Origin of the sequence: Paenibacillus sp. 8b26 (genome assembly GCF_050626875.1) — a bacterium.
Lineage (GTDB): Bacteria > Bacillota > Bacilli > Paenibacillales > Paenibacillaceae > Paenibacillus.
Genome location: NZ_CP192445.1, coordinates 5,080,885 through 5,104,228, shown reverse-complemented (window position 1 = coordinate 5,104,228; position 23,344 = coordinate 5,080,885). Strand labels below are relative to the sequence as shown.

Here is a 23,344-nt window from a genome sequence, read left to right as displayed (position 1 = left end):
GCCTCTGGCAGACCAAGGGCCGGGCTCGTCCCGGCCCGCAGCGTTGAATGCGATGTTAGGCGAGGTTATTCTTCTTCCTTGATAAACTCACGCATCCATTTCTTTTCTTCATCACTTTGTTCAAACTTATATTCATAATCAGAGATTTTAGTCCAATAAATATGATCATCAAAATAATCATAAAAAGTAACTTCGCTCGTCACAAATAAACACCATATGCAAACCTTGATCATATTCAAGTTAATTTTAAGTGGTTGTGTGATTTCTGTATGTTTTGTAATTCCATGAAGATCAGAATGCAGTGAACTAATATGTACAAAATGATTACTTAATACACCCTGCAAATACCCCAAATTAGGTATTAATTGCTTACCATATTTAATAGTCTTGTTCACATCAAGTTTATCATCTAAATAAACCTGATGAGCATCTGATTCCATTAGAAAATAAGCAATCGTACTTATAGTTTCAATTACAGATCGAAGCAGCATACATGGTTGTAATGTGTACCCAGTTCGTAGCAATTCAACAGATGCTTGAATTGTACTAGAAGCGTTCATTAATAATTTACTACATGTTACTTTCATTTCGTCTTCTTTTTGATTCGCCCTAAAGAAACCATTACTAATTAAATAGGTTGCTTTACTAAATAATTCTCCCATTTGAGACAATTCATCATTGCATAATTTGTCGAAGGATTTTCCTATTCTGTAAGAATCTCTTTGAATTCTCTTTTGTAACATATCATTTGAATACACACGAATTTGATTGTTTGCATTGTCAATAACAGCTCCTAAGAAATTACCTTCATGAATTCGTCCTTCTAAAAATTTCGTATCTTTAACCTTCTTTTTCTTTTTTCTTTTCATAGATTTTCTCCTTAAGAATAATTTCGCTTAACGTTCCTGTATTCACGACACTTGGCGAATGCCAAGTGTGTCCGGCTCTTGCCGGACCAAGGACGTATGTCCGCAGCGTGAATATTATGTTAAGTGATGTTGATCATTTTTTGAGTCATTGAATCTTTTTATTAATAATGAGATTTATTAAAATGCCGATAATACTTGCGAAACAATAATTTTTTTAGTTTCTGAATCCAAATTTAATATCTTTCCATTAAGCCACTTATCAGACTCTAATTTCTCGTTGTGATACCGGCTGCCCTCCCAGTTCTTTTTGGTGTGCAAACTATTAAACTCAACAGCAAAGAACCCTTCCCCTGGTTCATTTAAAATTAACTCATCATAGAACCAACCAGAAATCTCTATCGAATTTAAATCCTTATAGTCTAGTTCAAAGTTAAATCCATAGTGAGTTTCATATCCTTCTTCGTCAAATAAGTCATAGGCATTTGAAGATTTAAGCACTTGTACAAGTGGATCAGTAGATTTTAAGAAGTACCATACTATATCAACAAATTCCTTACATCTTTCTTTTTCGGGTGGCTCTGCATCATTATGCTCAATGTCATTTCGAATAGTAAGTAAGCTTTTCATCAAATATGGTCTTACTAATCCAAAATCTTCGAGAATCTCTAAGTATCCTTTGTTTCTCCATGAAGGATGAATACTTCTAAGATTATAAGAACGTTCTATCAACTGTAGTCTATGATTTAGTGCTCTTTTTAAATTAGCAATTCCATCTCCTAATTCAAATTCTGTTGTTGCGTTATCTACTAAAGCTCTTGAGTATTCCCACATTTCATAAGGTCGTTCCCATTTATCATCTGGTAAAATAGTAGCCCATTGTGAATAATAGTCCCAATCAAAAATTGTTTTCGAAAGATATATAATGTTTTCCATCAGATGCTCCTCTACTCAATACAATAATGTCTTCTTTATTAAGCTATAGATCTCTCAGCTTATATCTTCCTGCCAATTTCACTTAACGTTCCTGTATTCATGAACCCCAAAGGGGTTGTCTGCTGAAATCCCTCTCCGAAATCCTTCTTGCAGACCTAGGCTCCATCAGGAGCCGCAGCTTGAATATTATGTTATGTGTAGTTATCACTCCATTGATTGACATTTTAGTTTACGCCTTCCAACCCATCTCTTTATACAATCTTCTAATCTGTTTTATAAAACTATCATCTTCTCTTCCCTTATTTATAATCTCTTCATCAGTGGTTACAGCCCATCTAAAAATTTGTTCAATACTCCCGTAGCTACGTTTAAATCCTTTGGCCAACTTCAGTATGTTTTCTTTGGTTGGTGCAAATGATAATACTACTCTTAACTCTTCATCTGTCCAAGGTTTCCCCTTATTTTCTGTACTATACGCTTGTTTTTTCTCATATTCAAAAATCAATAATTTCGTTTTGTGGATTACTTGGTCTGTTGTTAGTTCTTCAATTCCTTCATTAAGTAATTCAATTAATCTATCTTTATATTCTTTCTTTTTCATAGATTTCCCCTCCATGATCTTTTCAATAATTACACATAACGTTCCTGTATTCACGACCCCAGCGAATGCTGGGGTGTCCGGCGAATGCCGGACCGAGGGCGTATGCCCGATGCGTGGATATAATGTTAGATGATGTTGCTGACTTCTTCGAATCACTCTGGATATTTCATTGAGGCTTCTATCAATTCATCTTCCTCATCGAAAACTCTTAACACTCTGTCAATATCACTAACTTCGTAGCTTCTAACTACAATAAGCTGTTGCATATGAAGACCTGGTGGATCTATGTTTGGCCTAGACAAGTTATTTAGCAATCGTTCTGGTGTATATAAAATGCTCCATCTTTTGGAACCATCCGTGAAATGCATCGTGATTTCTATCCAATTCCATTCTTCTGGATTATCAGTTTCAACCTCATCATCGAAATGCCATCTTAATAGCCTTGGTCTTAAATTCAGTTCTTTCACAATGTTTTTACCTCTCTTTGTAACCTAGTAATTTCAGCTAACGTTGTTATATTCACGAACCCCGGCAGGGGTTGTCTGCTGAAATTCCTCTTCGAAATCCATCTGGCAGACCAAGGCTTCGTTAGGAGCCGCAGCTTGGATATTATGTTAGCTGAAGTTCAACTCTTCCTGAGTAGCTCTCGTAATTCATTGACTTTCATCCAAGGTCTTCTTCTGTGAAGAATTTTATGACAATTCGAACATATAAGTTTTAAATCAGAAAATCTGGTACCTTTAATTTGATCTCCATAATATGAAAGAGGTACATCGTGATGACATTCTATATAGCCCTTTCCAATCTCGCCATAACACTTATAGAAGTCAAATCCGCATACTGGATTGGCTACACTAAGTTGGACAATAAAAATGAGGGCTTGTAGAATAAACCTATCATCCTAAGGAGCGGATCTCTACAATGCCGAAACAACGACGTACGTTTACAGCAGATTTCAAGAAGCAAATGGTGCAATTATACGAGAATGGGAAGCCCAGAGCAGATTTGGTGGAGGAATATGGCCTCACCGCATCGGCTCTAGATCGCTGGATTAAACAAGCTCAGACAACGGGCTCCTTCAAGGAGAAGGACAACCGTTCACCCGAAGAAAACGAACTTCTCGCATTACGCAAAGAAAATGAGCGCCTTAAAATGGAGGTCGACATTTTAAAGCAAGCCGCGCTGATCATGGGACGAAAGTAGCTATCATCCAGAATAATCGGGATAAATACTCGGTATCAGCAATGTGTGACGTCCTGCAACTCGCAAGAAGCACGTTCTATCACGAAGCCAGGGAACAGACAAACGACAATGATCTAGTGGAAGCCGTTGTGGATATTTTCCACAAGAATCGAAGAGCCTATGGCACTCGAAAACTCAAAGTCAAACTTCTAGAACGCGGCATGGTTGTTTCCAGACGTAGAATCGGTCGAATCATGCAAGAACAAGGACTGGTTTCCACGTACACCGTGGCGCAATATAAGCCCCATAAAACGGCATGTAATGAAGCCGTTACGGCAAATGTTCTGGATCGTGAGTTCGTCCAGGAGGAAGCCAAACGCTTCGTCGTCAGCGATCTGACTTATGTGAAGGTCCAGAACCGATGGCATTACATTTGTGTGCTGGTCGATTTGTTCAATCGAGAGATCATTGGCCATAGTGCAGGTCCAAACAAGGATGCTTCTCTGATTTCCCGCGCTTTTGCAACGGTACAAGGTGATTTACGTCAAATTCAGTGGTTTCATACCGACCGTGGCAGTGAGTTTAAAAATCAAAAGATGGATGAGCTTTTGAAGACGTTTGATATTGGCCGTTCACTCAGCATGAAAGGCTGTCCATATGACAACGCCGTCGCCGAAGCCACCTATAAAATCATGAAAACAGAGTTCATTCATCAGATGAACTTCCAGAGCCTTCGTCATTTGGAACTGGAATTATACGATTACGTCAACTGGTTTAACAAACATCGAATTCATGGAACTTTAGGCTATATGACGCCTATTCAGTATCGTCATGCAGCCCTTAAAAAAGTTGTTTGATTTACTGTTGACAATCCAGATCATATCTTAGAAAGTTACATAACTTCATGTATACACCATTAGGATTTCTAAACTTTTGAGTATCAACTTTTTGTATATTGGCCGAAAGTACATTTAATTGTTCACTTAGTTTTATCACTTCAGGATGATTTTTATTTATTGCACTAGGTTTATATTTGAAATAGAGATTCAAAGCTAAAATTAACTCGTCCTTAGTCCAAGCAGGATTTCTCTTCTTTACTCCATCTTCCATGATGTTCACCTTCAATACTTTTTTTGAATTTCAGCTAACGTTTCTGTATTCACGACCCAGCGTAGGCTGGGTGGCCGGCGAATGCCGGACCCAGGGCGTATGCTCGCAGCGTGAATATTATGTTATATGAAGTCCGTTTAGTTGTTTAGTTTACCCAACAATGCTTTTACACTTGAAGTGTTATTTTCTTTGTCTTTTGTTGTCCATGCCACAGTCATATTAAATTTCTTGAGCAGTTGAATTAACTCGGCTATATCTTCAACAGCTCCATCAGTATAAACATATAATTTTCTTAAAGTTTTATCTTGAGGCTTTTTGTTTTCAGGAAGTTTCACTTCGTGCTTTAACACTGTTTTATCAGCTTCATCTACTACTTTTAACTCGCTTATTATGCTTCTATTTTTTCTTAATTCAGTAATTTTGTTGTCACGATTTATGCTTTGAGGAATGCTACTATTAAGCTGTTCAAGAAAGTTCTTAAAATCAAAAGAACCTGAACTTGAATTTAGCTGTAATTCCTTTATCAGAACTTCTTTCAATTCATCTTTTATATATACTTCAAACTGACCTTTACTATGGTTACCATATACCTTTACAGGCTTTATAAGGTTGGTGTTTCTCAGATATATAAATAATTTGTCTTTTGAATCTTTGTCTTCATCTGATAAAAACATCATAAATAAGAATCTTCCTTTTCCAACTTGGGTTTCAAAGATTAATGTTTTATCATCCGATGCGATAGCCTCTGCATAAATGTTATTCAATTTATTAAAATTAAATTGTGTTGTCATTTCTGTTCCTCTCATTTTTTAGGATTTCATATAACGTTCCCGTATTCACGACGCCTGGCGAATGCCAGGTGTGTCCGGCTGCCTCTTCTTCCCTGAAATCCCCCTGCCGGACCGAGGGCGTATGCCCGATGCGTGAATATTATGTTATATGCTGCCTGTATCTTTCCAGATTCTCTTAATCTTATTCGATCTTTTCCTTCCTTAATTTTATGCTTTCTCTCTGTCTTTTCACAACCTCTTTTTTAGCACTTCTCTATGTTTTCCTATCTTTTGTTCTTTTTTTAAAATCTCTTTTCTATCCTTACTTCTTCTCCATTTGCCTTGCCCGAAGTGTCTTCGTGCTTCCTGTTTCCTAGATCGAATCTTGGGCTTGTTGATCCTCTGGTTTTAACCTTTCTTCTCTCCTATTTCTTAAATGTCTTTTTCCCTTTGCCTTAAACAAAAAGCACCGAAATGGCACCCGGCGCTTACACATTTATTCTTCCTCTATGTTTTCCCTGCCTTTCAGGTTGCATATAACGTTCTTGTATTCAGGACGCTCGGCGAATGCCGAGTGTGTCCAGTTGCTTCTACTTCCCCGAAATTCCCCTGCTGGACCGAGGGCATATGCCCGATGCGTGAATATTATGTTATACGACGGTGAATTGAAACTACTATCTATAAAGATCTTTATACATTTCTAAGTTTTGAATCTCTTGCTCATATCTCTTATAAAGCTGATTTTCTTCATAGTCATTGAGATAACCTAGCATCTCATTCAAACTTTCTATTCTTATCATAACCGACATATCTGCCAGGGCATTTGAGTTTATTATTGTTCTACGGTACTTCTCTAATTCAAGAAATCTTTCAATTAATTCTTTGAACCCGCTTAGCGAATGTTCCTTAAAATCAAATTCTCTATTAAAGTCAATATTTTGAAGTTCATTTTTATAATCATTAATACCTTTTTGACGTATTAATCTTGATGAATCCGCAGCGCGTTGCTGTGGACCAAATCGAAACTGATTTCTCCACTGGATTATGGTATTTTTAGGTACATTAAGTATGCTACTGATTTCAGCTGGGATAAGATCTTTCTCAACACAATACTCATACATTATTTCTTTTAACTCTTTCCCCAGTTCCTTCTCCACTTGTAATTTATAATCATTGTTTGTCATCATATGAAACACTCCTCAAGAGTTATTCTACTCACTGTCATATAACGTTCTTGTATTCACGACCCAGCGCATGCTGGGTGTCCGGCGAATGCCGGACCCAGGACGAATGTCCGCAGCTTGAATATATTGTTAGGCGAAGTAATCATTATATATATTGCTTTAGTTGTTCACTTCTCATCTTTATTATTCTAACAATATGATTTAGAAATTTTATATAATCCTCTTTGCTAAATTTAAGATAATCCCCAATTTCAAATTTGCTAAATTCACCGCTCAAGACATCATCTAAAAAAAAGTTCTTATCACTTAGAAAGTCATTATAAAAATAACTAGCGTGCTCTTTTATTTCTTTTTTATTAAAATAGATATCTGGAATATCATAACATTGACTCATTCCTCTGTGACTATTTCCTCCAGGCCATATTGGTATGATATTACCTAAATCAGAATATACATCTATGAACTTTAGTAATTCTGGAAGTTTATTCAATTTATCGAACTCATGGTAGTTTTCTTTAATATATTTATGGCTATATGCGATCTGTCGATTATTTGCATATTTTTTAGGTTTAATTTGTTTTCCGCAGCATACAAATTCGTCTTTATAAAAAATATTGAGTCCTATCACATATACTCCTTGAAAAGAATACAATACATCAGTATAAGTCCAATTTAGATTGTTCGTTATCTTAGAATGATCCTTTTCTAATGTGAATTTTGTATTAATAACTTTTCCTATAACTGATTCAACATTCATTAAGTGCACTCCTTATAAATCCACTTTCTCTTTATATTTCATCTTTTAATGTCAATCGGTAATATCTATTTGATTCTTTCGCCTAACGTTCTTGTATCTACGAATCCTCACCACCTTAAAGGAGCGTTAGCGACTGGCCGCGGCGCGGCTAGGTGGTGCAGGTTGTCTGCTTGATTCGCTTCTTCGAAGATCCTCGGGCAGACCAAGGAGCGTCCGCGACGCAGCGTTAGATACTGTGTTAGGTGTGTATGACTCTTCGTAGAACTACTGTCACCTTCTATTCTTCATTAATTCTATCCGCTCGTATCCAACTCATCTCTTGAATGTTTAATAATTCTTTAAATCCTTCTACTAATTGATGCTTAGATTCCAGTTGTGTATAGTAATTATTATTCAAAATATTGTCTAATTGTTTTATTCGTTCATTATCTAGTTCAAAAAGTCTAAATGTTTCTAGATTGCAATTTGTAAACTGTTTTACAATCTTCTCATTGTATTCATTAGATCTTTGAACTTCTTCAATTAATTCATTTCTGATTTTCTCCCCTCTAGGATCGATATATAAAAATTCAACGTGATCTTCTTCTGGATATCTTTCTTCTGCAAGTTTCATAATCATAGTATCTACTAACTCATATGATATATGAAGACTTGCTATCTCTTGTGAATTGTAAACTACACGATATCCCCAACAATGATCTTCAAAATTATAAAAATATAAAACTGGGATTTTTTCCGAAATTTGAAATAGACTTACCGGAATTTCTTCACTTACTCCTGTATCTTTGGTTATGAAAACAAACCATTTGTCATTTAAATCCTTCATGTACATAGGGTCATAATCAAGAATTGCTTCTTTATATTTCAATAGGGATAAGCTTCCTGAAGTAAATTCACTCATTGTTTTGGCTCCTTTTTGTTTTTTTTAGTCATATTTCACCTAACGTTCCTGTATTCATGAACCCCGAAGGGGTTGTCTGCTGAAATGCTTCCCTGAAATCCTTCTCGCAGACCAAGGCTCCAATGGAGCCGCTGCTTGAATATTATGTTATACGATGGAATCACTTCTTCGGTTAACCAACATTCATTCTTGATTCTAATCTGTCATTGTTTTGCTATATGTTCCAATAAATCTCCTGGCTGACAACCTAAAGCCGCACATAATTTATCAATCACTTCTAATGACACATATTCGTTTGTATTGAGTTTCGCCATTGTAGCAGACGAGATACCTGTCATTTTCAATAAATCCTGCTTCTTAATCTCCCTGTCGATCAATAATTTTTGAAAAGGTTTATAACTAATCATCTGATATTCCTTTCACACATCAAGTGAATTTTTCTTTAATTATATGAAAGTATATTTTCTTTATCAAAAACATCTTCAACATGTATTGACTTAATTATTCGATATGTTAAAATTATATTTAATAAGTTGAACTTTTATTCATAAAATCAAATACATTGGATGGTGTTCAAAATGCATAATTCTTTAGAAGTCTTACTTGATTCACTGATTCATACTCGAATTGAATCTTTATATGGCGAGCTTATCAAAAACAACTCCAGCTACAACCAGTTCTCATCCGAACGGAATCTCTACTTCAAGCAGTTACATGAAGGAGTACCGGAGAATATACAGAAGACCCTATTCCTTTACGATGATGCTGAGCTTTCTGTTCAAGCTATTCTAGAACGTGAAATTTATTTGCAAGGTTTTAAGGACACTCTTCACCTGCATAACGAATTACATATATCTTTAGATTGAGAGCCTTCTGGCTCTTTTTCATTTTGATTCTATTGTATAACGTCTTATTTACGAACTTCCGAAAGAATGCTCTCTTCGTCATATTCACGAACTTCGTGAATCCTGCACTTTTCTCCTTATTCCCGCACTTTCTGCGTTTCAATCCTCCAGTCCGCCCATCCGATCCAACGGACTTTGAATCCGCCCAATGTCCCGCCTGCTCACATGTGTATACCGCTCCGTCGTTCGCACACTCTGGTGCCCTAGCAGTTCCTGAATATAGCGAAGATCGATCCCATTCTCCAGCAAGTGGGTCGCAAAAGAATACCTTAGCGAATGGATACTCACCTGTTTGCGAATGCCCGCTTCAGCCAGCGCTTTTTCAAACACTTTCTGCGCTGAACGTTCCGTCAGGTGGCGGCCTTCCCTCTGCCCTGGAAACAGCCAGTCTTCCGGCTGCTCCGCCCCTATGTACTGCTCGACCACCGCAAAAGCCGCTTCGGAGAGCAGCGTTTGCCGGTCCTTCCTGCCTTTTCCCTGACGGACTTTCAGCACTTTCCGTTCCCAGTCGCAGTCTTCGGGACGCAACCTCACCACTTCGCTTACCCGCAGCCCGGATGTATACGTCAGGTACAGAATAGCCCGATGCTTCGGATTTTTCACTGCTTTCAACAGACGCATGACCTCATTCAGGGACAGCACATCCGGCAGTTTACTCTCCTTTTTCGGACGAACATAGGCGGCAGATTTTGGCTGCTTTAGCACATGACGAAAGTAAAATTTCAGCGCGCTGATCGCTTGGTTAACATAAGCGTGCGAAAGGCCTTTTTTGAGCAGCGCCAGCGCATATTTTTGCACCGCCGCATCATTTATACTTGCTTCGGCCCCTTGCAAATCGGCGAAAAAGCGTTCCGTTTGCGATATGTAAGCTTTAATCGTCTTGCTGCTGTAACCCCTTGCCACCAATGCATCGCGCAATTCTTTCCGTTGATCCGGATTCCATTCACCTCGTTCCGAAGAAGAGAGAACCACATTGGCCTGCGCGCCCCGCTGATCCAGCCATTCCCAGATATACGGCAGCTCTTTATTCAAGTGCTCGTCGCACTCGAACTCGCAGCTCCGATACGCTTCCAACAGGCTTTCTACAGCCGCGATACTGTACGGAATCGTCCAGATTTTTTCGTCCGGAACCCATTTCCTGCCCGGTATGGACCGAATTCCTTCTCGCTCCTCGACTCCGTATCGCTCCAACTGTACGCCGATCATTTTTTCATCCCGATAAAGTAGGTTAATCTTCATCTCGTTTGCCTCCTTAGTATATCAGCCGTTCAAAAAATTGGAAATCTAATTTTGTACAAAGAAAGGGACTTAAGATGGATATTCATCTTAAGTCCCTGATTCTTTCAGAGTAAATTATTGATCCATTAAGTCCAATTTACATTATCATAAAATGTCTTACCTTTACTTGCCCAGTTCCTCCGTCACATCATCCCATAGCACTGCCGTCACCTTCTCCAACAGATACTCCAGCTTCAGGTTCAGTAGCTATTCGTTCTACTCCCCACTTAAGCCTGATTATTTGTTAATACAATAAGGATATACGGCTAAAAAGCACATTTTGTCGCCGTTTTTTTCAGGCAAACCGCTTGTATTACAATCATATATAAAGAACAACGAATTATATTTACCATCTATTTTACTCAAGTCATGTAATAGTGGAGATAAAAAAGAATCAACATAGGAAACATCTTTTATGTCATCATCTGCTCCATCCATCAGAAAGACTCCTTCAGCAAAATCTTCGTCAAAATCATCTATTTCATGGTCATTTAAAAAACCGCTAAAAACATCCTTATTCTCATCTTCCGGATATTTGATCTCAACATATTCAAATAACTCATCATCAGAGGCAAAGTGACCATACCAGACCGATACCACATTTTTTTCAAAGCAATTCATATCTTCACCCCGCTAATATTTCAGTTTATGCGTTTAGTCTATCTGTATCCCACACCATCTACCATGCCCTCTACCCCACAACAGCTGTTGAAGCTAAAAAGCCCGCGCTGTTCGCGGGCTTTGCTGCATACTTAGCCAAAATCATTCCTAAGCTAGTTACTCAACCTTAAACTGACTTAATTCGTCTTGAAGCTTATTGGACAATTGATTCAATTGTTTGGATAGTTCAGCAACCTGTTCGAAGCTATCCAATTGTTCCTGCGTGCTGGCGCTAACCTCTTCGGTTGAAGCGGAATTCTCCTCCGTGGTGGAAGAGATGATCTCCAGGGCCTGCAAAATCTCATCTTTGTGCTTGTGGACTTTGGAGGTGTTATTGCTGATCTGGAACATTCGCAATTTCAAATCTTCCAAATCTTTGTTAATACTAAAAAATACTTGCTTGGTGTTCTCCACCGATCTGGCATTTTCTTCTGCAATTTTCAGGCTGTGAACTGTATGCTCAACCGAAACACTGGTTTTTTCTTCAATCACACGTACCTTCTTGTAGATTTCCTGTGTCGCCAGCGCAGTCTGCTCAGCCAGCTTGCGAACCTCCCCGGCAACAACGGCAAACCCTTTGCCCTGTTCTCCTGCACGTGCAGCTTCAATGGAAGCATTGAGCGCCAGAAGGTTGGTCTGCGTTGCAATTTGATTGACCGTGTCCACGAAGCTCGAAATCTCATGACGGCTTAGATCAATCTCCTGAATAATAGAAGACATCGCTTGTGTGGAATTGTGGTTCTCTTCCGCCCATTTGGATAACTGATCAACTACAGCCAGCCCCTGTCCGCTTTGCTCAGCAGAGATTTGCACCATCGTTTCTATGGCTTTAGCATCATTGGCAATTTCGTCAATTTGCCCGGATAATGCCCCGGTTTTTTGTAAAATGTTCTCCGTTTCGATGGACTGGTAGTTCGTCGCATTGGCAATTTCATTGATTGCTGTCGCAGTATCGTTCATCGTTATTGCGGTTTTGGAAGAAATGGATTGCAGATCGTCAGAAGACCGATTCAAGACTTGAGCTGAGCTGCCCACCATTTGGAGCATGCCTTGAATTTTTTGAACCATATGGTAAACTCCATGAGAAATTTGCCCGATTTCGTTGTTGGAATGCGTATCAAACTGAACGGTCAAATCTCCATTTTCAATCAGCTTGATTTTGGCGAGCAACTTCGGTATCGATCTCAACAGATAACGGAGCGTTATATAACAAATCACAACCAGTAGGATTGTGGCAGCAGCAAAACCGCCAATGGTAAGCCAGGTAAAGGCTTTTAATTCTGCGAGCGCCTCTTGTTGAGAAATGGTTAAGCCTACGGACCACCCGGTATCTTTACTGGTTGCATACCCGATATAGCGAGGTTCTCCATTATCATTAATCAGCTGTACTCCGGACTCACCGGCAATCATTTTCTTTCCAATCTCCCCAAGATCACCTGTGCTTTCGTTAATCTTTTCTTTCAACACTTTAGTCTGATCGGGGTGATACAAAATATCACCTGTTTTGGATGCAAGAATCGAATAACCTGTGCTTCCGAGCGAATAGCTTTGCATAAGGGCAGGAATATCTTTGAAGGCAATATCAGCTGCAGCAAATCCAATTAGTTTGTTACTGTTATCTTTGATCGGATAGAAAATACCCATGAGCACACTACCCGTAGCGACGTCAATATAGGGATCCGAGTAGTATAAACCGTTTGCTTCAACAGCTGGTTTGAAGAACGGGCGTTTTTGGATATCGTAATCCGGTTTGGAAGCAGCACCATCATTCTGAAGAAAGAAGCCTTTGCCAGATATTCCTGCAATCCAGGCGTCGGCAAAAGATGGCTCTGCCTTTACAATGGCTGCCAGAGTCGCTTCTGTTTCTGCAGCATATGGAGAAGTTTTCACCATTTCTGACGATTGGGTTGTTTCTATGTATTGCTGAAAAAGGTTGTTCGTTGACATTTGTTTGACAAGCGATCCCTTTTCCTTAAACAACGCATCGAATTGACTGACAATGGCCTGCGTCTTGGTCTGGAGCATGGCCTCTTGCTGCTTGATAAGTATGCTTTGCGTGCTTGCAAACATGAACGTCCCCAAGGTTGCAAAGACAACAACGATAATGACTAACAGCACCAAGGCCAATGTATTCGCGATGCTGGATGATCTGTATACGCGCTTTTTCATATTTTGTGACATGCTGCCATCTCCCCAAGGAATATTGAGCAAAAAGCTCTTAGATAATATGTCGGAAGTATGCGGCTATTTTAATAGGCTTTTAGTATATACAAATTAAGGTATTGCACGGGACCTGGGTGCCCATAAATATACAGAAGATGCAGCGGATGTCCCCAGGCTCATTCCGGTCGACGAGTAACTTGATTAGCTATGAGGAGAACCCTGTAGCTGCGGGGAAGGATAAACTGGAGAATGAACAAAATGGGGAACCAACGAATAGAGATACAACGAGATAGCAGCCATTTATAAGCCTATAAAAAAAGCACGATGAGAGCGGTCAGACCGCCCCATTCATGCTTGCCATGCGCCAGTTATATACCGGACAGAATACTCAGTCCCTGCTCATTTCGTAATCGCCGCAACAGCGTTGTCGACCAACGCTTTTGACGAGACAGGACCGCCAAACGTCCATGTCTTGCTGTCCAATGCATAGGTACGTTTTTCTTTGACAAAATTCAGGCCGTTCCAGACCGAATTACTTTTCAGCGCTGCACCGAAAACATCATCGTCCGGCTGCACAATATAGAGGAAGTTGCTGTCCTGAACGGCAGACAACGCTTCAATGCCTACCGTTGAAAAACCATACGGTTCAAGCTTGGCCGGTTTCCAATCGTTAACCAGCCCGATCTTCGCCAGTGTGCCTACGACGACCGAGTTATCCGCGAACATGCGCAGGCTGGCCGCATTTTGATAAGTGAACGCCTGTGTCAGAATATAATGGAAGTCCGCTTTACCCGCGGTGGCGAGCTTTTCTTTGGCCTGTGCATAATGCTGATCTAGTTCCTTCAGCACCTGCTTCGCTTTGTCTTCTTTTCCAAGAGCGACCGCGATGTTGTTGAAAATCTCTACCATTTTGTCATAATCGTAGCCTTTACCGCTATTCAGACTATATTCGACTGTCGGTGCAATGGCTTTCAGTTGATCATAGATAGCTGCATTTCCATCAACATTGGAAATAATCAGATCCGGCTTCAATGCAGCAATCGCCTCCAGATTGGGCTCGTCGCGCGTTCCAACATCGGTCACGCTGCTGTCCAAAGCCGCCTCCGAAGATACATACTGCTTGTATCCGGCATTATCCGCATTACCAATCGGCTGAACGCCCAGCGCAACCATATCCTCCGTAAATGTCCATTCCAGCACGACAACACGCTTGGCCGGGCTGTCAAGTGTGATCTCGCCACGATGATGCTTTACCTTCACAGGACCAGCCGCTTCGGATGGTGTGCTGTCCGGAGTTGCCTTCTGGCTTTCCGATGTATTGCTTGCAGCTCCGCAACCTGCCAGAACAAGCGCAAAAATCAGCAACAATAAAACCCCGCTCAAACCTTTTTTCATAGAACATATTCTCCTCATGTATGTACATTTTAAGATAATGATAATCATTATCATTTTTGGATTATGACGGAGAAATGTAATTTTGTCAATGATAAAAGGCAGTACAGAACGCTCAACGGGAACGCAGACATAGCACAGTAGCATCTGTTTTTCTTTTTTGGGAGTTTGCCTGATGCAAGGCATGGTCATTCCTATTTTGCCAGATTATTTAAGACAGTTTCATGCTGCCGGCACGGCTACTGGATACCTGGTTGCTGCTTTTGGTACAGCTCAGTTCTTGTTTTCACTGATTGGCGGACGTTGGTCTGACCAATATGGACGTAAGAAAATGATTTTAATCGGCCTGGCTCTCACTCAGCAGCAGAGTTACCTTTTATAAATATTTTAAAAGTCTGGACGAACTGGTTTTTGAAGTAGCTATGAACATACTCACAAATATGACCGAGTTTATGAAGGCGGGCAATGAAGACAATATAAGCGGGAAAGAAGGTCTGCGAAGCTTGCTGTACAGCTGGATTGATTTTGCCAAAGAACATGGGAAGGAACTACGATTTATCATGTTTTTTGATCTTTACTACAAGCATAAATGTCAAAAAGAAGAGTTAGCAGCCCGCTTTGAGCGTTTTATCAAAGAGGATTTTCATAATCACTTTTTAGAAGAGATGATTGATAAAGGGATACAAGACGGTTCTTTGAAGCCTGATCATATGATTCTGGATTCAATGTCTAACCCATCTTAAAAACGAGTCGTTCCAAGAACTTAATTCTTGGTCGACTCGTTTATTTTTTTCACACCTGTTCGTACGCTTGCACTTCCAGCTATGCTGTAGATTTGGAACAAGCCGAGGCATACGTTCTTCATAACGCTAAGATACTCAGGAGTTCCAAAAACTCTGAATCCAGTGGAATAATGGATTTAGATTCACTGCGTTAACCCAATTGCATGGTGGTCATACAAGTATCGTCGTTTTCAAACGTAGTGATTTTGGATTTTGCAGTTTTCCCTTCATGCTCCACAGTAACACTATAGGTTTTGTCACGCGGCAGCCATAGATCAATAAATCCATTCGGCTGGGATTTTATTAAAGCTTTATTCATGACTGAATTTCCATCAGAATCATGAATCGTTACACTGAACTCTTCATCCTTCATTTCGCCTTGACAGCCGGTCAGGCTATGGGTTGCACAAGGGTGGGTCTGTTCCAAATATGGCGCTATCGAAACAAAAAACTCATTATCAGGCAGATCGTAGGTCTTGGTTGTGGTGCCATCCTCCGATACGCTCAACTGACTGGAAGTGATGGAAGTGGACTGAGCCGTGGCCTTTTTTGTACTGAAATCTTGTACCAATTGCTTGATATTTGACGCTCCCTGGTTGTCGGCTTCTTCTCGCTGGGCATTTCCTGCAATCAGGTATGCCCCTATGGCAACCGCAACCACCCCCGTAGCTATCAAGGGTATTTTTTTCATCTTGAGTTCATCTCCTTGTCCCTTTTTTTACTATTATAAAGGAGTGCACTTCATAATGGGCTGGATGAACTCTTTATGTCACCATATGCTCACATTCATCTCTCGTACAGGTCAAAAATGGAGCAAATAGGTGGTGTTCTCTCCCAAATCGATGATGCCCAGCGGCCATTTCTACTTAGTTATTGGAGATCTACATTTAGGTTCTTTTCGCCCTTCTTCCATAAAGCCTCAGTAAGTTCATCAATCGTTTCCTTCATTGACAGCTTCTCACGCCAATGGACTGGAATTCCACTTTGCCCGTAATAAGCCCCGGCAATCTGTCCGTACACCGCTCCCGTTGTATCGGCATCATCCCCAAGGTTTACTGCCAGCAGTGCCCCATTTTCAAAGGAAGTTGAATGATGAAATGCCCACAATGCAGCCTCAAGGGAACGAATGACATAACCGGTTCCCTGGATTTCGGGCGGCTCTTTATGGCGGTAAGATCCCTGAATGATTCCTTCAATTGCTACCGAATAAGCTGGCTTGTCCCGCCGCCACTTTCGGCACACGTCGGCCGATAACATTGCTTCTTTGTCTTCCCCGCGCAGAGCTGCTATAAGAATTGAAGCAAGCACAGCGCAGGCCTCAACACTTTCCACTGCTCCATGAGTGGTGCGTGAACTCATCTCGGCATACATCAGCGCCTCTTCCGGACGGTGCGCATAGGCCATAGCAACAGGTGCAAGCCTCATAATGGAGCCGTTTCCTGCGCTCATGGGGTCAACAGATCCGCTGTACGGATCTCCAGTGGCTTCGAACCGATGCAGCGCCCCTCTCGTCGCACCGCCAATATCAAAGCACGTTCCTGTGCTACTCATATATCCCACATAGTACCAATTGGTGTATCGCCGCATTTGGTCTGCCGGATCAAATTCATCTTTTCGCACCAGACTCTCGGCCAAACAGAGCGCCATGGATGTATCGTCCGTCCATTGTCCCGGCTTCAGTCCGAATACACCGCCGCCCACGATATCCGTTACAGGTTCAAATGTACCTGGACTGCTGAATTCCAACGTGGTTCCCAAAGCATCACCCGCAGCCAGCCCAACCAGACATCCAAAAAAACGATCCTTAATAAGTGCCATTCTGGCTCTACCCTCTTTACAATTGTGATAACTAACGTATTACGATTGATACTCATTCACACAGTCGAGAAGGATCTGAAAAATCTTATTTTTATCAGAACTATAGGTCTTCATAAATACCTTTGCATCTACGAAAGGCTTATTGAAAATCATATACATCGTTAGATGCTTCGGCGTACTTCGTTTAGAATGACGTCCATTTTGGCAAATGATAATCCATCAAATAAATTATGCCAGCGCACCAGTGAAATATCCTCTTTCTCGTTAATATTCATGGTTAATATTCTTAGATTTTGCTCTTTGATCAGGGTAGGAATAAAATATCTCTTCATGATTTAATTCAGAAATGAGTTTGTTGAATAAGCTCTTAGTTTATAGTCGTATATTTTAGAAAATGACATTTTTCCTCCTTGCATAGGTAAGTCTTTTTCCTAAAGTTAGCATGTTGCCATCCCTTCATTATATAATCTATCCATTACAGCCTATATTGTAAAATTAATCTGGCTGGATTCACAAGGCGGCATAATGAATTAATGGTACTGCTCAAATATAGAAACACATACGAAACCAAAAATGAATTTATCAAGCTCAAGCACGTAGAGCCGTTGTTGCATCATTTGCTGGGCGAAAATCAAACCACGTATTTATTTGAATACCTATCCTGTGTTAATAAAATCCTTTTGTACAAGAGAGGTGGGTCTTATATGATCTATGTCGCATTGCTGCGGGGCATTAATGTGGGTGGCAACAACAAGATTAATATGAAAAAGCTCAAGGAAACGTTTGAGAAGGCAGGCATGAGCCATGTGACGACTTACATCAACTCCGGAAACATCATTTTTTCCAGTGAAGTTCAATCCAACGAGGAGCTATCACTCCAACTGGAGCAGGCGATTCTGGAGGATTTTAGCTTACCTATCCGGGTCATTGTCCGTAATATGGCCGAAATCCAAACTATTATGGAGGTATTGCCGGAGGAATGGTCTAATGATACACAGATGAAAAGTGATGTATTGTTTCTCTGGGATGAAATTAACGATATTTCCGTTCTGGACAAGCTTCCTCTGAAGGCTGGAATAGGCAACGTAATGTATACGTCCGGGGCCATTCTGTTTTCTGTCAGCAGAGAACATGTCACAAAAAGTGGGATGACGAAACTGGCCGGAACCAACCTGTATCAGCATATGACGGTGCGGAATGTGAACACGACCCGGCAGATTTATAAGCTAATGCAAACCGCTGAACAGGAAGAGTTACGTGCATTAGACTCCTGATTGGAAGTCTCCTTCCTAAGCATTTTGTTTTCGTTTAGTAGACAAATCCAAAAGCAACCGTAGAGAATAAAATCAAAAAGGGAGCCTTCTTGCGGCTCCCCAAGTGCATTTCTTGGATGTATTGTTCCCTCTAGATTCTGGCTATCGAGCTGATGAAGTCAACCCTTCATATAGAATACCACTCACCAGACTAGCTTCATCAAATTGTAAAACCATCGACCAGTTCATTTAATCTGGTAGCGCTTTCCTTCACCTGATCAGACTGTTGCGCCACTTCAAGAGACTTTTCCGTCGATGAAACCATGTTCTCAGCAATGTGCTGGGTAGATACGGCGGACTGTTCGCTGGCTGTTGCAATCTCGCGGATAGCTCTCACCATGGTTTGGATCGTTGCATTCACCTGCTTGGAGGTGGCGTTCAAATCATTAACTGTATTCGTATGCTCAACTACATCGTTGTAATATTGCTCTGCCGTATCCTCAAGCAGCTGATAATCCTTGCCCACCTTGGCATGCAGGAAATCCAGTAATTCCCCGGCATTGGTCGTCAGATTGGCTACAGATTGCACAACCTCTTGAGTAACACTCTGAATTTGGTCTACCGCTTGCTTGGACCCATCTGCCAACTTGCGAATTTCGTTAGCCACAACCGCAAACCCCCGACCTGACTCACCGGCACGAGCCGCTTCAATAGATGCATTTAGAGCCAGTAAATTGGTTTGCGCCGTAATTTCCAGAATGGACTGGGAGAGTATACGAATTTGGTCTACCGCCTTGGCTTGTTCCAGCGCTTCCGTCATCTTTTCACTGGTCTTCCGGTAAATCTCTTTGGACGCTTTATTAGACTCACTAGCTTGATGCTTCAACGCTTCGGCTTTTAGGCTTGTATCATAGGCAGACTGCGCTTTTTCTTGAGTTTTGAGCGAAATGTACTCTGCCGCCCGCTGCATTTCATCCGCAGAATGATTCATGTTTTCTGTATATGCCGAAGTCTCCTCCATTGCTGCTGACAGCTGTTCGACCGTAGCCGATACATCTCTAATCCGCTCATTGAGATCTGTCATATTATGATTCGTCTGATCACTTAGCTGATTTATTTGGTGGGATTCATTGATAACTCCCGTAATAACCATTGAGGTTGAATCTGTCATTTGTTGAATGGCACGTGCAATGACAGCGATTTCATTATTACCCTTGAGCAGGGTCGGATCAAGGGCTGCCGTTAAATTGCCTTGGGTAATCTCTTCACAGTATTTCGTAATGGTGCTCATCCGGGAACGGATATTCCGAATGGCCGAAAAGGAGATCATACCAAGAACAGCCATCACCAGGGCCAGAATCACGATCAAAACAATCGTGCGCATGTTAATCTCATTTTGTGTATTCTGATATAAGTTGGCTGATTGTTCATTATTGTAATCAGAAATACTAGTCAGTATCTTAACAATTGCCGTACTGGATGTATTAATCCGGCCTCTCTCTTCCTTGTCATACGTTCCAGTATTTTTTTTGACTGCCATGATCTGCTCAATATTCTGATAATATGTGTCTATGCTGCCTCTTAGTTCCTCGTACAATTTCTGTTCCTTCGGGTCCAGATTCTTTTGCGAGAATTTACTTAACCCTGATGTAACGCTGTCTTTTCCCTTCTGTACCTGCTTATATTGTTTATCTGTGTACTCCTCATTATCGAGTACTTTGGTGTAGTTGGCCCGCATGTTATAAAAATCACTTTTCACTTCCAGAATATTCGTTTGGTGCTGAAAGCGATCCATATACAAAATACCTTGGCCCTCTTTAGCTTGATACATGCCGAGAACCCCTACCAACGATACAACGAGCAACCCCACCAAGCTGATCATGATCATGGAGACCATCGTTGTCGTGACCTTTAAATCTCTAAATCCTTTTACTTTTTTAGTGCTGTCTGATAGTTTTGTTCTCATCAAAACTCCTCCAGTCGTCTATGTATAATAGATCACGTTGCTCCCATGGATACTATCCCCCAAACCATAAGAATTAAGAGATTACACCGTGATGATATATATATCGGTAGAAAGTGCTTGATTTTTATAAGAGAAATAACAGTACTGCTAAAATAAAGAATATTCATTCAAGTTATGCCCAACTCACAAGCTCCCCAGTTTCATGAGTGGACGCCCATTGCATATCAAGTTTTAATGGATATGATGAAGAGTTGAACCGCTGCTTTACCCTAAGGCAAAATACCCCATCGCTTCTATTAAGCAATGGGATGCAGACCTTTTTAACGGTCCCGGTTAACCATATAATTCATTAAATGCTTCAGAAAAGCGATGTTGCGAGGTACCTCTTTCAAAGCTTCCATAGCAAGACAGTAGTGTTCCCACATCTCTTTACTGGCACCTTCCTGACCCAGGATGGATACGAAATTCGAATGGTTGTTCTCAGAATCCTGGCCAACAGGTTTTCCGAGTAAGAGCAGATCTCCTTCCACATCAAGCAAATCATCTTTAATCTGAAAAGCAATCCCCGCATGATAGGCAAATTTCTTCAAAGCAGTAATTTCTGACTCCTTGACCTGTGCGAGCATGGCAGGCATCACCAGACAAGCCTCAAATGCCACTCCGGTTTTGTAAAAGCACACCATATTTAACTGCTCCAGTGTCAATTCCTTTCCTTTGGAATCCAGATCCATCGCCTGTCCCATACACATATCTTCTGCCTTTTGGGCCGAGTATTGTATCAAAGCAAGTACAGTCTCAGCATTAAACTGATCAAGTGACGATTGTTCCCCAATCGCCTTCTGAATCAGATACAATCCGGTTAATTCCGCGGTAGCGCTATTATGCACCTGATGTAAGGTCTGACGCCCTCTGCGGGTAGATGCATTATCCTGAGAAGGCAGATCATCGAAGATCAAGGATGCGGTATGCATATACTCTAATGATCTCAAAAGAGGCACGATTGCCGATGCGTTCAGTCCATATTCGTTCACGCCCATCACCCAAGTCAATATAGGCCGTATCCGCTTCCCATCCCCTTCGAGACTGTAATTTGCTGCATCAATAAGCTGCTCTTTCATCGCTGGAATCCCATGAGGTTTGGTAATTTTCAATTGGTTGTTAATCTGATGGCGAACCGTTGTGATCGTATTAAAAAAATCTTCCTTTTCTTTCGAATCGTTTTTCAGATGGGTAATCATCTGGTCCCGAAGCAGTTTATCAAAGAAATCTACATCATCCGCTTGTCGCACCATCTGCTGTATGAGACGATTGAATTCCGGATTTCCGGATGCAAAGATCTCCATCATTTCATTATACATTTCAGTACCTACACGCTCTTTATAACGTTTGAGTCCATTCATTGCACGATCCAGTATCACCTCACAGGCCATGGCATCGGAATCATACACGTTATGGATCAAATAGGAAATGACCACCCAGTATAACTCAAAGGGGTTGATTAGATCCGAACGCTGTTCATGGTATTTTAAATAGTAGGTATAGGGCGTTACCGCACCGTCTCTCATATCGTCAACCATATCCGCAAAATCATCAGCTAACTGGTTATAGATACCATAAAAGAATGTTCGTTGCTCAAAGCCCTCATCCTCAGGAGCACCAATCACGGAACGGACAATCAATCGGGAAGAAGCAGATTTTAAAATGACAGGTATATAAAGCTCTTCATTGGTGTAATTAGCATGCGTTAGGTCCTTGACGCGGTCGATATCCTGAGAATGGAAAAAAACATAGGACTGCTCGAAAAATGTTTGCTGTGTGTCTGACCGCTGATGTTTCTTAATATACTCAAAAGCATCCGAGAGCTCCGAATGTATGTATTGAATTAACTTCATATTATTTCCGGTCCAATCGCCCAACTCAGGCACAGATCCAGTGAGAAGCGCGGAACGTATCATGCGGGAGTATTGTTCTTTCTCTTGAACGGTCAAAACCTGGGAATCGAGAAGATCGTCAATGAAAGGATAGGTTAGACCATAGGAATAACCAAGCCTAATGGCTTCATCCAGTCTGCGAGCACGTTCCGCAGGTGATACTTTATCGTCCATTTCTTCTATCACATGCAGAATAACCCCGATTATGATCTTAATCAGTTTGCGCTGGGCTTGCGCTGCATCCATTTCCTTTGGAATATGGGAGGATACGGACCTAAGTTTATTGATTACCCAGATCGTGGCGGTTTCTATGCCTTCCTTCTGGGCCCACCGATACACCCCAGCCAAATTCATAAATTCGGGCTGGTCTCCCTCGTTTGCACTGGTGGATTGAATCAAGTGTTTTTTTATGTCAGTAATGACACGCTTAATCCGGGTCTGTGTATCAGGAGAATTAAGAGCTTTGCCTAAATCCCTCATATAAATATAGGAGACGCTTCGATCCAGATAATCATCCAATTTTCCTGTATAATTCAGCCATTGAATGTATTTATGATAATCCCGAGTATCAGGCTTTTTATTTGCCCGCGAAAAGAAGGATAGCCATGAAGCATGATGAATATGATTCCTTTTCCACATTTGGATATCCTCTGTCAAGGCAGTCACATAAGTCTTGTCTACGACCTGTGCATAAAGTGATGCAAAATACTGAACCGCCTTCTGCTCAGCCAGCTGATACCCTGTATTGGCATGATTTATAAATTTCTCATTCATACGATGCATTACCTCAACTTCTATTTTTGTTAAACATGGTTGTATTTCTTCCCTGACGGGAACGGATTCGGATCATGTTTTTATCTTTATACGGGAAAGAATCTGTGAGGTTACG

22 protein-coding genes and 1 pseudogene are annotated in these 23,344 nt (G+C 40.9%); 4 read left to right on the top strand and 19 right to left on the bottom strand.

The window, feature by feature from the left end:
* Positions 1-65: 65 nt before the first annotated feature.
* The 5 genes from ACQ4MX_RS23740 to ACQ4MX_RS23720 all read right to left on the bottom strand — a co-directional run bounded on the left by ACQ4MX_RS23740 (position 66) and on the right by ACQ4MX_RS23720 (position 3,193).
* Positions 66-869, bottom strand: a complete 804-nt coding sequence (locus ACQ4MX_RS23740) for a hypothetical protein (protein ID WP_431087671.1) — start codon at positions 867-869, stop codon at positions 66-68.
* A 177-nt stretch (positions 870-1,046) separates the two neighbouring features.
* On the bottom strand, positions 1,047-1,802 hold the full coding sequence (locus tag ACQ4MX_RS23735) for a hypothetical protein (protein ID WP_431087670.1): 756 nt from the start codon (positions 1,800-1,802) through the stop codon (positions 1,047-1,049).
* A gap of 229 nt (positions 1,803-2,031) precedes the next feature.
* Positions 2,032-2,403 carry a hypothetical protein gene (locus ACQ4MX_RS23730; protein ID WP_222822104.1) on the bottom strand — a complete coding sequence of 124 codons (372 nt, stop codon included), beginning with the start codon at positions 2,401-2,403 and terminating at the stop codon, positions 2,032-2,034.
* Between the two features lie 152 nt (positions 2,404-2,555).
* Positions 2,556-2,870, bottom strand: a complete 315-nt coding sequence (locus tag ACQ4MX_RS23725) for a hypothetical protein (RefSeq protein ID WP_145329953.1) — start codon at positions 2,868-2,870, stop codon at positions 2,556-2,558.
* Between the two features lie 158 nt (positions 2,871-3,028).
* Complete coding sequence (locus tag ACQ4MX_RS23720) at positions 3,029-3,193, bottom strand: HNH endonuclease (RefSeq protein WP_431091398.1); 165 nt, start codon at positions 3,191-3,193, stop codon at positions 3,029-3,031.
* Between the two features lie 131 nt (positions 3,194-3,324).
* Here ACQ4MX_RS23720 and ACQ4MX_RS23715 point away from each other — a divergent pair.
* A protein-coding gene (locus tag ACQ4MX_RS23715) for an IS3 family transposase (protein ID WP_431087668.1) occupies positions 3,325-4,442 on the top strand; the annotation gives its coding sequence in 2 pieces (ribosomal slippage) (positions 3,325-3,571 and positions 3,571-4,442; 1,119 coding nt in all).
* 1 nt (position 4,443) lies between these two features.
* Here the strand turns inward: ACQ4MX_RS23715 and ACQ4MX_RS23710 are convergent.
* The 10 genes from ACQ4MX_RS23710 to ACQ4MX_RS23665 form a co-directional block, all read right to left on the bottom strand.
* Positions 4,444-4,695 (bottom strand): hypothetical protein, encoded by a 252-nt coding sequence (locus ACQ4MX_RS23710; protein ID WP_431087667.1) that lies wholly within the window; start codon positions 4,693-4,695, stop codon positions 4,444-4,446.
* Between the two features lie 137 nt (positions 4,696-4,832).
* Positions 4,833-5,486 carry a hypothetical protein gene (locus ACQ4MX_RS23705; RefSeq protein ID WP_431087665.1) on the bottom strand — a complete coding sequence of 218 codons (654 nt, stop codon included), beginning with the start codon at positions 5,484-5,486 and terminating at the stop codon, positions 4,833-4,835.
* 653 nt (positions 5,487-6,139) lie between these two features.
* Positions 6,140-6,652, bottom strand: a complete 513-nt coding sequence (locus ACQ4MX_RS23700; RefSeq protein ID WP_013372327.1) for a hypothetical protein — start codon at positions 6,650-6,652, stop codon at positions 6,140-6,142.
* A gap of 142 nt (positions 6,653-6,794) precedes the next feature.
* Entirely contained in the window at positions 6,795-7,406 is a 612-nt protein-coding gene (locus tag ACQ4MX_RS23695; RefSeq protein WP_431087664.1) for a hypothetical protein, read from the bottom strand.
* A gap of 277 nt (positions 7,407-7,683) precedes the next feature.
* A complete protein-coding gene (locus ACQ4MX_RS23690) occupies positions 7,684-8,307 on the bottom strand; it encodes a hypothetical protein (RefSeq protein ID WP_431087663.1) in 624 nt (207 codons plus the stop codon).
* Between the two features lie 203 nt (positions 8,308-8,510).
* A complete protein-coding gene (locus ACQ4MX_RS23685; protein ID WP_354453954.1) occupies positions 8,511-8,714 on the bottom strand; it encodes a helix-turn-helix domain-containing protein in 204 nt (67 codons plus the stop codon).
* Positions 8,715-9,311: 597 nt separating this feature from the next.
* Entirely contained in the window at positions 9,312-10,451 is a 1,140-nt protein-coding gene (gene xerA / locus ACQ4MX_RS23680; protein WP_431087662.1) for a site-specific tyrosine recombinase/integron integrase, read from the bottom strand.
* Positions 10,452-10,727: 276 nt separating this feature from the next.
* Positions 10,728-11,111 carry an immunity 22 family protein gene (locus ACQ4MX_RS23675; RefSeq protein WP_431087661.1) on the bottom strand — a complete coding sequence of 128 codons (384 nt, stop codon included), beginning with the start codon at positions 11,109-11,111 and terminating at the stop codon, positions 10,728-10,730.
* Between the two features lie 156 nt (positions 11,112-11,267).
* Positions 11,268-13,331 (bottom strand): methyl-accepting chemotaxis protein, encoded by a 2,064-nt coding sequence (locus ACQ4MX_RS23670; protein WP_431087659.1) that lies wholly within the window; start codon positions 13,329-13,331, stop codon positions 11,268-11,270.
* 381 nt (positions 13,332-13,712) lie between these two features.
* Positions 13,713-14,708: an ABC transporter substrate-binding protein gene (locus ACQ4MX_RS23665; protein ID WP_431087658.1), complete on the bottom strand. Its 996-nt coding sequence runs from the start codon at positions 14,706-14,708 to the stop codon at positions 13,713-13,715.
* Between the two features lie 142 nt (positions 14,709-14,850).
* Here ACQ4MX_RS23665 and ACQ4MX_RS23660 point away from each other — a divergent pair.
* Positions 14,851-15,063 (top strand): annotated as a pseudogene (locus ACQ4MX_RS23660) (MFS transporter); the annotation flags it as partial.
* 82 nt (positions 15,064-15,145) lie between these two features.
* On the top strand, positions 15,146-15,448 hold the full coding sequence (locus tag ACQ4MX_RS23655) for a hypothetical protein (protein WP_431087657.1): 303 nt from the start codon (positions 15,146-15,148) through the stop codon (positions 15,446-15,448).
* 190 nt (positions 15,449-15,638) lie between these two features.
* Here the strand turns inward: ACQ4MX_RS23655 and ACQ4MX_RS23650 are convergent, their stop codons facing one another.
* Together ACQ4MX_RS23650 and ACQ4MX_RS23645 are read right to left on the bottom strand one after the other, a co-directional pair.
* Positions 15,639-16,178, bottom strand: a complete 540-nt coding sequence (locus ACQ4MX_RS23650; RefSeq protein ID WP_431087656.1) for a CueP family metal-binding protein — start codon at positions 16,176-16,178, stop codon at positions 15,639-15,641.
* Positions 16,179-16,357: 179 nt separating this feature from the next.
* Positions 16,358-17,305 (bottom strand): ADP-ribosylglycohydrolase family protein, encoded by a 948-nt coding sequence (locus tag ACQ4MX_RS23645; RefSeq protein WP_431087655.1) that lies wholly within the window; start codon positions 17,303-17,305, stop codon positions 16,358-16,360.
* 704 nt (positions 17,306-18,009) lie between these two features.
* On the opposite strand from ACQ4MX_RS23645, the gene ACQ4MX_RS23640 reads away from it, so the two are divergent.
* A complete protein-coding gene (locus tag ACQ4MX_RS23640; RefSeq protein WP_431087654.1) occupies positions 18,010-18,579 on the top strand; it encodes a DUF1697 domain-containing protein in 570 nt (189 codons plus the stop codon).
* A gap of 199 nt (positions 18,580-18,778) precedes the next feature.
* Here the strand turns inward: ACQ4MX_RS23640 and ACQ4MX_RS23635 are convergent, their stop codons facing one another.
* Complete coding sequence (locus ACQ4MX_RS23635) at positions 18,779-20,524, bottom strand: methyl-accepting chemotaxis protein (RefSeq protein ID WP_431087653.1); 1,746 nt, start codon at positions 20,522-20,524, stop codon at positions 18,779-18,781.
* A 320-nt stretch (positions 20,525-20,844) separates the two neighbouring features.
* A complete protein-coding gene (locus tag ACQ4MX_RS23630) occupies positions 20,845-23,238 on the bottom strand; it encodes a polyprenyl synthetase family protein (RefSeq protein WP_431087652.1) in 2,394 nt (797 codons plus the stop codon).
* Positions 23,239-23,344 lie beyond the last annotated feature (106 nt).

What these genes read in the sequence shown, in the direction of transcription:
- ACQ4MX_RS23740 (WP_431087671.1), bottom strand. Translation starts at nt 869, where the DNA reads ATGAAAAGAAAAAAGAAAAAGAAGGTTAAAGATACGAAATTTTTAGAA.
- ACQ4MX_RS23735 (WP_431087670.1), bottom strand. Translation starts at nt 1,802, where the DNA reads ATGGAAAACATTATATATCTTTCGAAAACAATTTTTGATTGGGACTAT.
- ACQ4MX_RS23730 (WP_222822104.1), bottom strand. Translation starts at nt 2,403, where the DNA reads ATGAAAAAGAAAGAATATAAAGATAGATTAATTGAATTACTTAATGAA.
- ACQ4MX_RS23710 (WP_431087667.1), bottom strand. Translation starts at nt 4,695, where the DNA reads ATGGAAGATGGAGTAAAGAAGAGAAATCCTGCTTGGACTAAGGACGAG.
- ACQ4MX_RS23705 (WP_431087665.1), bottom strand. Translation starts at nt 5,486, where the DNA reads ATGACAACACAATTTAATTTTAATAAATTGAATAACATTTATGCAGAG.
- ACQ4MX_RS23700 (WP_013372327.1), bottom strand. Translation starts at nt 6,652, where the DNA reads ATGATGACAAACAATGATTATAAATTACAAGTGGAGAAGGAACTGGGG.
- ACQ4MX_RS23695 (WP_431087664.1), bottom strand. Translation starts at nt 7,406, where the DNA reads ATGAATGTTGAATCAGTTATAGGAAAAGTTATTAATACAAAATTCACA.
- ACQ4MX_RS23690 (WP_431087663.1), bottom strand. Translation starts at nt 8,307, where the DNA reads ATGAGTGAATTTACTTCAGGAAGCTTATCCCTATTGAAATATAAAGAA.
- ACQ4MX_RS23685 (WP_354453954.1), bottom strand. Translation starts at nt 8,714, where the DNA reads ATGATTAGTTATAAACCTTTTCAAAAATTATTGATCGACAGGGAGATT.
- xerA (WP_431087662.1), bottom strand. Translation starts at nt 10,451, where the DNA reads ATGAAGATTAACCTACTTTATCGGGATGAAAAAATGATCGGCGTACAG.
- ACQ4MX_RS23675 (WP_431087661.1), bottom strand. Translation starts at nt 11,111, where the DNA reads ATGAATTGCTTTGAAAAAAATGTGGTATCGGTCTGGTATGGTCACTTT.
- ACQ4MX_RS23670 (WP_431087659.1), bottom strand. Translation starts at nt 13,331, where the DNA reads ATGTCACAAAATATGAAAAAGCGCGTATACAGATCATCCAGCATCGCG.
- ACQ4MX_RS23665 (WP_431087658.1), bottom strand. Translation starts at nt 14,708, where the DNA reads ATGAAAAAAGGTTTGAGCGGGGTTTTATTGTTGCTGATTTTTGCGCTT.
- ACQ4MX_RS23655 (WP_431087657.1), top strand. Translation starts at nt 15,146, where the DNA reads ATGACCGAGTTTATGAAGGCGGGCAATGAAGACAATATAAGCGGGAAA.
- ACQ4MX_RS23650 (WP_431087656.1), bottom strand. Translation starts at nt 16,178, where the DNA reads ATGAAAAAAATACCCTTGATAGCTACGGGGGTGGTTGCGGTTGCCATA.
- ACQ4MX_RS23645 (WP_431087655.1), bottom strand. Translation starts at nt 17,305, where the DNA reads ATGGCACTTATTAAGGATCGTTTTTTTGGATGTCTGGTTGGGCTGGCT.
- ACQ4MX_RS23640 (WP_431087654.1), top strand. Translation starts at nt 18,010, where the DNA reads ATGATCTATGTCGCATTGCTGCGGGGCATTAATGTGGGTGGCAACAAC.
- ACQ4MX_RS23635 (WP_431087653.1), bottom strand. Translation starts at nt 20,524, where the DNA reads ATGAGAACAAAACTATCAGACAGCACTAAAAAAGTAAAAGGATTTAGA.
- ACQ4MX_RS23630 (WP_431087652.1), bottom strand. Translation starts at nt 23,238, where the DNA reads ATGCATCGTATGAATGAGAAATTTATAAATCATGCCAATACAGGGTAT.